Origin of the sequence: Microcystis sp. T1-4, assembly GCF_000297435.1 — a bacterium.
In the GTDB taxonomy this organism is placed as follows: Bacteria; Cyanobacteriota; Cyanobacteriia; order Cyanobacteriales; family Microcystaceae; genus Microcystis.
This window is the reverse complement of the sequence record NZ_CAIP01000426.1, coordinates 1-9,551: the sequence shown is the minus strand read 5'-3', so window position 1 is coordinate 9,551 and position 9,551 is coordinate 1. Positions and strand designations below refer to the sequence as shown.

General features: G+C 45.2%; 13 protein-coding genes. 10 read left to right on the top strand and 3 right to left on the bottom strand.

The genetic code is table 11. The annotated features are described in order from the left end of the window. Positions 1 to 200: 200 nt before the first annotated feature. The 9 genes from psbQ (at position 201) to MICAI_RS21260 (ending at position 7,860) form a co-directional block, all read left to right on the top strand. Positions 201 to 641 carry a photosystem II protein PsbQ gene (psbQ, locus tag MICAI_RS21300; RefSeq protein ID WP_008206935.1) on the top strand — a complete coding sequence of 147 codons (441 nt, stop codon included), beginning with the start codon at positions 201 to 203 and terminating at the stop codon, positions 639 to 641. Positions 642 to 1,614: 973 nt separating this feature from the next. Then, on the top strand, positions 1,615 to 1,977 hold the full coding sequence (locus MICAI_RS21295) for an ATP synthase subunit I (RefSeq protein ID WP_002739749.1): 363 nt from the start codon (positions 1,615 to 1,617) through the stop codon (positions 1,975 to 1,977). A 57-nt stretch (positions 1,978 to 2,034) separates the two neighbouring features. After that, complete coding sequence (atpB, locus tag MICAI_RS21290) at positions 2,035 to 2,784, top strand: F0F1 ATP synthase subunit A (protein ID WP_002739857.1); 750 nt, start codon at positions 2,035 to 2,037, stop codon at positions 2,782 to 2,784. Positions 2,785 to 3,014: 230 nt separating this feature from the next. Continuing rightward, a complete protein-coding gene (atpE, locus tag MICAI_RS21285) occupies positions 3,015 to 3,260 on the top strand; it encodes an ATP synthase F0 subunit C (protein ID WP_002740068.1) in 246 nt (81 codons plus the stop codon). A gap of 230 nt (positions 3,261 to 3,490) precedes the next feature. Further along, on the top strand, positions 3,491 to 3,922 hold the full coding sequence (locus MICAI_RS21280; protein WP_002740070.1) for a F0F1 ATP synthase subunit B': 432 nt from the start codon (positions 3,491 to 3,493) through the stop codon (positions 3,920 to 3,922). A 126-nt stretch (positions 3,923 to 4,048) separates the two neighbouring features. Beyond that, positions 4,049 to 4,591 carry a F0F1 ATP synthase subunit B gene (locus MICAI_RS21275; protein ID WP_002750068.1) on the top strand — a complete coding sequence of 181 codons (543 nt, stop codon included), beginning with the start codon at positions 4,049 to 4,051 and terminating at the stop codon, positions 4,589 to 4,591. Then, positions 4,592 to 5,140, top strand: a complete 549-nt coding sequence (gene atpH, locus MICAI_RS21270) for an ATP synthase F1 subunit delta (protein WP_008206934.1) — start codon at positions 4,592 to 4,594, stop codon at positions 5,138 to 5,140. Positions 5,141 to 5,208: 68 nt separating this feature from the next. Next, the gene (atpA, locus tag MICAI_RS21265) at positions 5,209 to 6,717 is read left to right on the top strand and encodes a F0F1 ATP synthase subunit alpha (RefSeq protein WP_002750072.1); all 1,509 of its coding nucleotides are present in this window, start codon (positions 5,209 to 5,211) and stop codon (positions 6,715 to 6,717) included. Between the two features lie 195 nt (positions 6,718 to 6,912). Continuing rightward, entirely contained in the window at positions 6,913 to 7,860 is a 948-nt protein-coding gene (locus MICAI_RS21260; protein ID WP_002763363.1) for a F0F1 ATP synthase subunit gamma, read from the top strand. A 106-nt stretch (positions 7,861 to 7,966) separates the two neighbouring features. On the opposite strand, the gene MICAI_RS21255 is transcribed toward MICAI_RS21260, so the two are convergent. After that, complete coding sequence (locus tag MICAI_RS21255) at positions 7,967 to 8,164, bottom strand: hypothetical protein (RefSeq protein ID WP_002740312.1); 198 nt, start codon at positions 8,162 to 8,164, stop codon at positions 7,967 to 7,969. A gap of 124 nt (positions 8,165 to 8,288) precedes the next feature. On the opposite strand from MICAI_RS21255, the gene MICAI_RS21250 reads away from it, so the two are divergent. Further along, positions 8,289 to 8,507: a hypothetical protein gene (locus tag MICAI_RS21250; RefSeq protein WP_039900671.1), complete on the top strand. Its 219-nt coding sequence runs from the start codon at positions 8,289 to 8,291 to the stop codon at positions 8,505 to 8,507. A gap of 164 nt (positions 8,508 to 8,671) precedes the next feature. Here MICAI_RS21250 and MICAI_RS21245 read toward each other — a convergent pair whose 3' ends face one another. Both MICAI_RS21245 and MICAI_RS21240 read right to left on the bottom strand, forming a co-directional pair. Beyond that, positions 8,672 to 9,061, bottom strand: a complete 390-nt coding sequence (locus tag MICAI_RS21245; RefSeq protein WP_039900670.1) for a type II toxin-antitoxin system VapC family toxin — start codon at positions 9,059 to 9,061, stop codon at positions 8,672 to 8,674. Beyond that, entirely contained in the window at positions 9,058 to 9,255 is a 198-nt protein-coding gene (locus MICAI_RS21240) for a hypothetical protein (RefSeq protein ID WP_002789758.1), read from the bottom strand. Before MICAI_RS21240 ends, MICAI_RS21245 begins: the two co-directional genes overlap by 4 nt. Positions 9,256 to 9,551 lie beyond the last annotated feature (296 nt).

Below are 9,551 nucleotides of genomic sequence, written 5' to 3'. Positions count from 1 at the left end.
CCTTATCAAGGGGGGATTAAGGGGGGATCAGAGGCAAAATTGCTGATTATCGTCCAATAGCACCGAGTTACTGTCAAGGTCGTTGGGAGTAAAATCTGATTTGGGAATCCCACAACCTGATAAAGTAAAAATCGTCCCGATAGCTTGACCAGTTATCGGGAGAGAACGTCAATAGTTTGTTAAATAGTACATATAAACCAATGCCACGTCTTCGCTCGATTATTTCCCTAGTTTTAGTCCTAGTTACTACGCTGCTGGTTAGCTGCAGTGGTCCGCAAGCAACTATCCCCACCGTCTATAGTCCGCAAAAAATCGAACAGTTACAGGTTTACATCCAACCCATAGAAGGATTTCGCGAAAAAATGAGCGTTTTGCAAGACCTCATCGCTGACAAAAATTGGGTAGATACTCGCACCTATATCCACGGTCCTTTGGGGCAATTGCGTCGGGAAATGGTAGGATTATCCCGTAATTTACTGCCCAAAGACCAAGAAAAGGCCAAGCAGTTAGCGAAAAATCTTTTCGTTCACTTTGAACGTATCGATGCGGCAGCCAAGGAGAAAGATGCTAGTCTCGCTGCTACTCAATTCCAAGAAGCATTAAAAGACTTCGATGCTTTCTTAAATATTGTTCCCAGTTAGTTTGTATCAGGAGACAGAATCGGTTATTAGTTATCAGCTTTAAAAAAATCTCCAGCTTTTTGCCTAGAGATTGTTGTTAGAGAGAAGCACACAAAAACTTTTTTTATTTATAGGTATTGAGTTTAAAAATCAAGAGAGAAAAAAATAGTAACCCTTACCCTTTTCCCAAGTAACTGCTTTTTATTAACCATTGCCAGGATGACTATTCCAGCTATTTACTCTCGTTTGGTTATCCACTGGTTGTAGAAATCTGCTCAAGGGTATTTAAGGGATTGTTGGCTACTACAACACTCATAGCTTTTTCCTTACCTATGACCAAGTAATCTGGGCAAGAAAGGGAATATTTTTAAGAGTTACTCAGCCACCGCACCTCGATGGCCTATCTACTCTCTCACTTCTAGGCTTTTATTTATAGCAGCAGCAAATTTTTACCTCCTGCAAGGGCAAAGGATTATATTAGTTAAACTGAGCAAGCTTGCACTCAAATAATCAAACCCTGATGCGGAAAAACTTTCCAGAGAAAAAATTTTCTTTTGGGGTAGGGGGTACGGGTAAATTTTTCTTCAGGTTCGGGTTTACTGAGGAGTAGGGACAAGAAAAAAATCTACTCAAAAACACAGTTATAGCAGTTATCTTAATGGTGAGGTAGGAAGTCTCTGGTTTTAGGGAACAGGCAAGAGGGAGCGCTGAACTTGGGCGCGCTGGAGTCGGGGCAGTGGGGAGAAGGGAGCAGGGGAGGAGGGAGAAAAAAGCTGACGGCTGACGGCTGGGAGCGGGGGGAATCAAGACCATTTACAATTGCTTAATAATTGTTGCCACTGCCGTGATAATATGTCTTGTGGCTCACCTGAGCGTCATAGCTCGGAAAGCAATCCAGATATTGAGATTAGTCTATCGCTGATTTAGGTGTACCTTGTCTGACCCATCGATCGAATCTCCCCCAACCCCAGAAACCAACCCGCCGTCAGATCCGATGCGGGAATACTATCAACTACAAAACACCCTATTGATCACCACCCTCATCTTAAGCGGTCTGATCTTTATACCCGTGTGGCTGTTTTATTCCCTCAATACCGCCCTTAATTACCTATTAGGGGCAATGGTGGGAGTTGTTTACCTAAAACTCCTGGCCGGGGAAGTGGAAAAATTGGGGGTAACGAAAAATCGCGTGGGCAAAAAAGGATTAGCCCTATTCGCCGGATTAATCATCATCGCCAGTCGTTGGCAAGAACTGCACATAGTGCCAGTTTTTTTGGGTTTTTTGACCTATAAAGGGGCGATCATCGTCTATACCCTGCAAACCATCTTCAAGCTGGAGCAGAAAGCCGATTCCTAACCCCTTTGACCGTTAAAATAACCCTGATTTGCGAACCCGAATCTCCCTAAGGTAGAAATGTTAGACAGTTTAAGTGTGCTTAATTTTTATAGCCTCGCTTCCCTGGAAGTGGGACAACACTGGTACTGGCACATCGGCGGACTAAAAATTCACGGGCAAGTGATCGCGGTCTCCTGGATCGTCTTCGCTATCTTAATCATCGCCTCGATCGCCGCTACCCGCAAAATCCAGAAAGTCCCTAGCGGTATTCAAAACCTGATGGAGTACGTTCTCGAATTTCTGCGCGATTTAGCCAAAAACCAGCTAGGAGAAAAGGAATATCGACCCTGGTTGCCCTTCATCGGCACCCTATTTTTATTTATTTTCGTTTCTAACTGGTTAGGGGCCTTGATTCCTTGGAAGTTAATCGAACTGCCCGAAGGGGAATTAGCCGCCCCCACTAACGACATCAATACCACGGTGGCGTTAGCCCTACTGACTTCCCTCGCTTACTTCTACGCGGGCATCAGTAAAAAAGGACTCGGTTACTTCGCTCACTACCTAGAGCCGATTCCCGTGCTATTACCGATCAAAATTTTAGAAGACTTTACCAAACCCCTCTCCCTCAGCTTCCGTCTTTTCGGAAACATCCTCGCGGATGAGTTGGTAGTAGCCGTATTAGTCTTCCTTGTCCCCCTAGTCGTACCCCTACCCCTGATGGCTCTCGGTTTATTTACCAGCGCTATTCAGGCCCTGGTCTTCGCCACCCTTGCTGGGGCCTATATCCATGAGGCCCTGGAATCGGAACACGAAGAAGAACACGCTTAAAAGCGAGGGACGAAAACAGAAAAATTTCTTAGGGAAAAGTGTCCAAATAATAGGATAATAACTAAGAAATTATTGGTCGAATTCAGGATGAGCAACTGAATTCCAGGATCGTTCTTTCCCAAAAACTCTTTCGGGAGTTTTGAGCAGAAAACCAGCCATTTTTTGAGGCTGAGAACGCGCTCTGTAAACAACAGATTGAAATTGATTAGTAAATAGAGGAAAAAATCACCATGAACCCCACAGTAGCTGCCGCTTCCGTTATCGCCGCCGCCCTCGCCGTTGGTTTAGCCGCTATCGGCCCCGGTGTTGGTCAAGGTACCGCTTCTGGAGAAGCTGTTTCCGGTATCGCCCGTCAACCCGAAGCTGAAGGAAGAATTCGTGGTACCCTTCTCCTCAGCTTGGCATTCATGGAATCCTTAACCATCTACGGCTTGGTTATCGCTCTCGTTTTACTGTTCGCTAACCCCTTCGCCTAATTAAAAAAGCAGTGGGCTATCAGCCCCCAGTCCCCAGCTTGGCAGCAGAGTTTTAAAAACTCTCAAAAAACGCCAAAGCAGCTAACTAAAAAGTCTGGTTTTTGGGACGGAAGGCTGATAGCTAATTAAGGGAATTTTACTGATTCCCCCTGACTGTATATTGTTAAAGCAGGGGGATCATATTCCTTTTTTGAACCTGTCTATAGCCTCTATTTATCAGGAATAAATCAATGTTTGATTTCGATGCCACCCTGCCAGTGATGGCACTACAGTTTATTCTTTTGGCAGTGATCCTGAACGCCGTTTTTTATAAACCCCTCAGTAAAGTTTTAGATGAACGGGCGGAGTATATTCGGCAAACGGAAGGCGGAGCCAAAGAACAACTAGCCAAAACCGAAGCACTTGTACAAGAGTACGAATTGCAATTAACTTCGGCTCGTAAACAATCCCAAGAGATTATCGCCCAAGCGCAAGCTGAGGCCCAAAAACTAGCCAGCGAACGAGTTGCCGCAGCCCAAAAAGAAGCGATCGCCCGTAAGGAAGCCGTCGCCGCCGAAATTGCCCAACAGAAAGAAGAAGCCTTTCGTTCTCTAGAAGGACAAGTGGCCTCTCTTTCCCGTCAAATTCTCGAAAAACTCCTCGGCCCCGAACTCGTTCGCTAAACCCCAGCCCTTGGTTAATAACAGTGATCAGTAAAAAGATAGCACTCAGTCGTCAGGAGTTAGAAGACTGATAACTTACCTCTGATAACTGATAACTGAACAACCTACTCCCCGCCCTCAATAATCATGATCATCGACACAGTTTTATTATTAGCCACGGAGGCGAAGGAAGCGGCAGCAGAAGGATTCGGCATCAACACCGATATCCTAGGAACTAACCTATTTAACCTCTCGATTCTGCTCGGTTTAGTCATCTTCTACGGCCGCAAAGTTCTCGGACAAATCCTCGGAGAACGTCAGTCGAAGATTGCTGAAGCTTTAGCCGAAGCTGAAGACCGGAAAAATATTGCCGCTAACGCCCTCGCCGAAGAACAGAAAAAACTCGCCCTAGCAAAACAAGAAGCGGAAAAAATTATCAATAATGCTCGATCTAGAGCTAAAACTGTCACCGCCGACATCGCCGCCCAAGCCGAACTCGATATTCAAAGAATGCGCGAAAGTGCCGCTAAAGATCTCTCGGCAGAACAGGATCGCGTTTTAGTAGAATTACGCCAAAGAATTACCGCTTTAGCCTTAGCTAACGTGGAATCCCAGTTAAGCACCGGCCTGGAAGAATCGGTACAACAAACCCTAATTGATCGCAGTTTGGCGAACCTAGGAGGTAAATAGATGCAGGGAAGTTTAATCAGTTCAGAAATTGCCGAACCCTACGCCCAGGCATTACTTTCCGTCGCCCAAAGCAGCGGACAATTAGAAGCGATCGGCGGCGAAATAAAATCCCTCTTAGAATTGTTGGAAAATGCTCCCGATCTAAGAGCTTTTATTGGCAATCCCGTCATCAAAGAAGAAGCTAAAAAAGCCGTTCTTTCCCAAGTAATGGGGAGCAGTGCCAATCCCTATTTAACTAACTTCATGATGTTATTGGTCGATAAACGTCGGATTCAATTTTTAGAACCCGTTTGTCAACAATATCTCACCCTGGCTAGAGCGCTGACTAACACCGTTTTAGCGGAAGTTTCCTCGGCCACCGAATTGAACGATAGCCAAAAACAAATCGTCATCGACAAAGTGAAAACTCTGACCGGGGCGAACGTGGTCGAACTGAAAACCAAAGTTGATACCAGCCTCATCGGTGGTGTGGTGATCAAAGTCGGTTCTCAGGTCTTTGATGCCAGCATTCGCGGTCAACTACAACGCCTCAGCCTCTCCCTGCGCTAAGGTCATCTAATCTCCCTTTTTTGCCGTTTTTTCACCTTCTAATTTTTTACTTTTTCCGAGATTAAACTATGGTAGCTATCAGACCCGACGAAATTAGCACGATTATTCGTCAACAGATCGAATCCTATAACCAAGAAGTACAGGTCTCCAACGTGGGAACCGTCCTGCAAGTGGGTGACGGTACTGCCCGCATCTACGGCCTACAACAGGCCATGTCGGGAGAACTATTAGAATTTGAAGATGGAACCGTCGGCATCGCCCTTAACCTCGAAGAAGATAACGTCGGTGCAGTGTTAATGGGTGACGGTTTCGGGATTAAAGAAGGCGGTACGGTGAAAGCTACCGGTAAAATCGCTCAGGTTCCCGTGGGTGAAGCCTTAGTCGGCCGCGTGGTTGATGCCCTCGGTCGTCCCATCGACGGCAAAGGGGACATCCTCGCCAGCGAAACCCGTCTGGTGGAATCCCCCGCCCCCGGTATTGTCGCTCGCAAATCCGTCTGTGAACCGATGCAAACCGGCATTACCGCTATCGATGCCATGATTCCCGTCGGTCGTGGTCAACGGGAGTTAATTATCGGTGACAGAAAAACTGGTAAAACAGCGATCGCCATTGACACGATCATTAACCAGAAAAGCGAAGACGTGATCTGTGTCTATGTCGCCATCGGTCAAAAAGCCTCCACCGTCGCCCAAGTAATCGACACCCTCACCCAAAGAGGCGCTATGGATTACACCGTGGTGGTGGCCGCTAACGCTAACGACCCCGCCACCCTCCAGTATATCGCCCCCTACACCGGAGCTTCGATCGCCGAATACTTCATGTATAAAGGCAAAGCGACCCTGGTTATCTACGATGACCTCACCAAGCAGGCTCAAGCTTATCGTCAGCTATCCCTGCTCATGCGTCGTCCTCCCGGTCGGGAAGCTTACCCCGGCGACGTTTTCTATCTCCACTCCCGTTTACTAGAGCGCGCCGCTAAACTCAGCGATGCCCTCGGTGGTGGTAGCATGACCGCCCTGCCGATTATCGAAACCCAAGCCGGTGACGTTTCTGCCTACATTCCCACCAATGTAATTTCGATTACTGACGGTCAGATCTTCCTCTCCACCGACCTCTTTAACGCTGGTTTCCGTCCTGCTATTAACGCTGGTATTTCCGTATCCCGGGTGGGTTCGGCGGCCCAAACGAAAGCGATGAAGAAAGTTGCCGGTAAATTAAAACTGGAATTAGCCCAGTTTGACGAATTAGAAGCTTTTGCTCAATTCGCTTCTGACCTTGATGCGGCCACCCAAGCACAACTGGCTCGCGGTCAACGTCTGCGTCAAATCCTCAAACAACCCCAAAACTTCCCCCTCTCCGTTTGGGAACAGGTGGCGGTGGTTTATGCCGGTTTAAACGGTTATCTCGACGATATCGCCACCGATAAAGTTATCGATTTCTGCACCGGTTTACGGGAATACCTGAAAACCAGCAAACCTCGCTACGTTGAGATCGTCAGCACTGAAAAACAACTCAACGACGAAGCAGAAGGCCTGCTCAAAGATGGCATCAATGAGTACAAACAGGCTTTCAAGTAAACTTCTGTGAGCTTTAAGCTGTCAGCCTTTTCAGTTATCAGTGACCAGTAAACAGTGATCAGTAAACAGTGAAAAGATGGCCAGAAACTGCTATTTAGTACTGCTCACTTAACACATACTGCTCACTTAAAACTCCAATCTGATAACTGATGACTGATAACTGATAACTGATAACTGATAACTGATAACTGAATTATGCCTAATCTCAAAGCGATTCGCGACCAAATTCAATCGGTCAAAAATACCAAAAAAATTACCGAGGCCATGCGTCTGGTGGCGGCCGCAAAAGTGCGCCGCGCCCAAGAACAAGTTCTCTGTACCCGTCCTTTTGCCGATGCCCTCGCTCAGGTACTTTATAATCTCCAAGGTCGTTTAGCCTTTAGTGATGTTAATTTACCCCTGCTGGCCCAACGGGAAGTAAAAACCGTGGCTCTGTTGGTAGTGACAGGCGATCGAGGTCTTTGTGGCGGTTATAATACTAACGTCATCCGTCGTGCCGAACAACGGATGAATGAATTAAAAGAGCAAGGGATTAAGTATCAATTAGTGGTTGCCGGCCGAAAAGCGGCACAATATTTTGAGCGCCGCAATGCTCCCATTGCCGCTAAATTTATCAACCTCGAACAGATTCCCACTGCCGATGAAGCTGGCACTATTGGGGATGAATTACTTTCCTTATTTTTATCGGAAACTGTTGATCGCGTCGAGTTAATTTATACTCGTTTTATCTCCCTGATCAGTGCCACTCCGGTGATTCAAACCCTGTTACCTTTAACTACCCAAGGTTTAGCGGTACAGGATGACGAGATTTTCCGTTTGGTGACTAAAGAAGGAAAATTTAAGGTACAACGGGAAAAAATGGCCAGCCAACCGGCGCAGGTTTTTCCCCAAGACATGATTTTTGAGCAGAATCCCGTCCAAATCCTCGATTCTCTCCTACCTTTGTACTTAAATAACCAATTACTGCGCGCTCTCCAGGAATCGGCAGCGAGTGAATTAGCAGCCCGGATGACGGCAATGAGTAACGCCAGCGAGAACGCCAGCGAGTTAATTGGCACTTTAAGCCGTACCTACAACAAAGCGCGTCAAGCCGCTATTACCCAAGAATTGCTAGAAGTAGTAGCGGGAGCCAACGCTCTCTAGGTTTAAGCCATTTTTTCTTCTGATTATCAGTAGGAGTGATTATTTTCACTCCTTTTTTTATATAGGGCTTGCTGAAAAAGTAGGGACGAAGAACACCTAAGGATGATTAGATTGTTTTCTTAAGCACAATCTCAGAGCGACTATCAAAACCTAGATCCCCAATACCAACTACTTCCCAACCTTGAGAGCCCAAATCATTAAGAATTTGTAGCAAATCCGCTCCTACTTGGTTGCCATTCAGAAACCAGACCACAGCATTAGGTTCATTCTTTCCTACAAGAATCTGATATTGGAAAATAGCCATTTGACCTCCTGTATTGAGTTGCCTTTGGATCAGTCCAACGGAATTCTAGACCAACTTTTCCAGGTAATACCCCCAATTAAGATTTTATTAAGAGTTCATTCTCGCACCTCTAGAAGTTTAAACCATGTCACTCGCTGAGTTAATTCCTCTGGTCAACAATCTGAGCCAGTCAGACAAATTATCACTCTTTAAAGTCCTAGCCACACAAATCCCAGACGCTGAACTACAATTCATCTTCTCCGCACCAGAGTATCCAATTTTGTCCCTCTACGACGCAACGGCAGCAGCAAACATTCTGATGCAGATGATTCAGGATGACCAAGGGGCATCTGCTCATGCCTAGTAAAGTTGAGTTTACCTTTTCTGAGGATGACGCATTACTGACAATTCCTATCATTCTCAGTTATGCAGACTCTTCTTTTTCTACGAAGGCACTGGCCGCTACAAATCTTGGATGACACTGATAGCAGATAAGTCAACTTTTAATTCTCGCTCTTCTACTATTATTTACCCCTCATCAATAAACGGGTTTTTAATATTTAAACCAGAAATACCCTTAAAATCATCAACATTTCTAGTGACCAAACATCCATTTTGGCTCAATGTTGTTGCGGCAATAATGGCATCGGGAATCTTGATTTTATACTGTCGTTTCAGTTGAATAGTCAGATCTTCAATTTCTCTCAATATGGGAATTAATTCAAACTGTGAGAGTAAATCTTCAATTATCTGCTCTTCTTCCTTAGACAAAGTAGGAAAACTGAGTAACTCAATTCTGACAATTGGTGAGATAAAAATCTGATGCAAACTCAAAAAAGCTTGGGAGAAAAAAGAAGTAACTATATCGTCATCGGCTAAATAATAAATAAAAATATTGGTATCATAGACGTATTTCATCCATCCCACTCCCGACGAAGAGACTCTACATGAGATAGCATTGCCGCTTTTTTATCCTTAAGAATACCTTTGGCTTTAACCACCTTTTGATAATCTTTTTGCCAAAGCTGAAGCAGTGAATCTGGCACGTCTGCTGTAATAAAATTTTCATCTTCAGCAATCAGATAATTCCTTGGTATTTTAATCAGTGGCACAGCTTTTCTCCTAATACCAAACAGTATTTAATGTTTCTCTCTGTCATAGACCATCATTATATATTATCATCACAAGTACGGTAGAGCCACCAAGTCAAGGAATATTCGGGTGATAAAACTAACTTTGTTCAATTTAGAGCGGGATTAAGTAATTCTACCTGACAGCGTAATGCTGCATCTATTAATTGCTTATCATTGGTAGCCAATGGTAAATCTAAGCGCAAAGCAAGTTCTAAGTAAGCAGCATCATAAGAAGCTAATTTTTGTTCTCTTGCTAGTGTTAAGTGGGTGGGTGG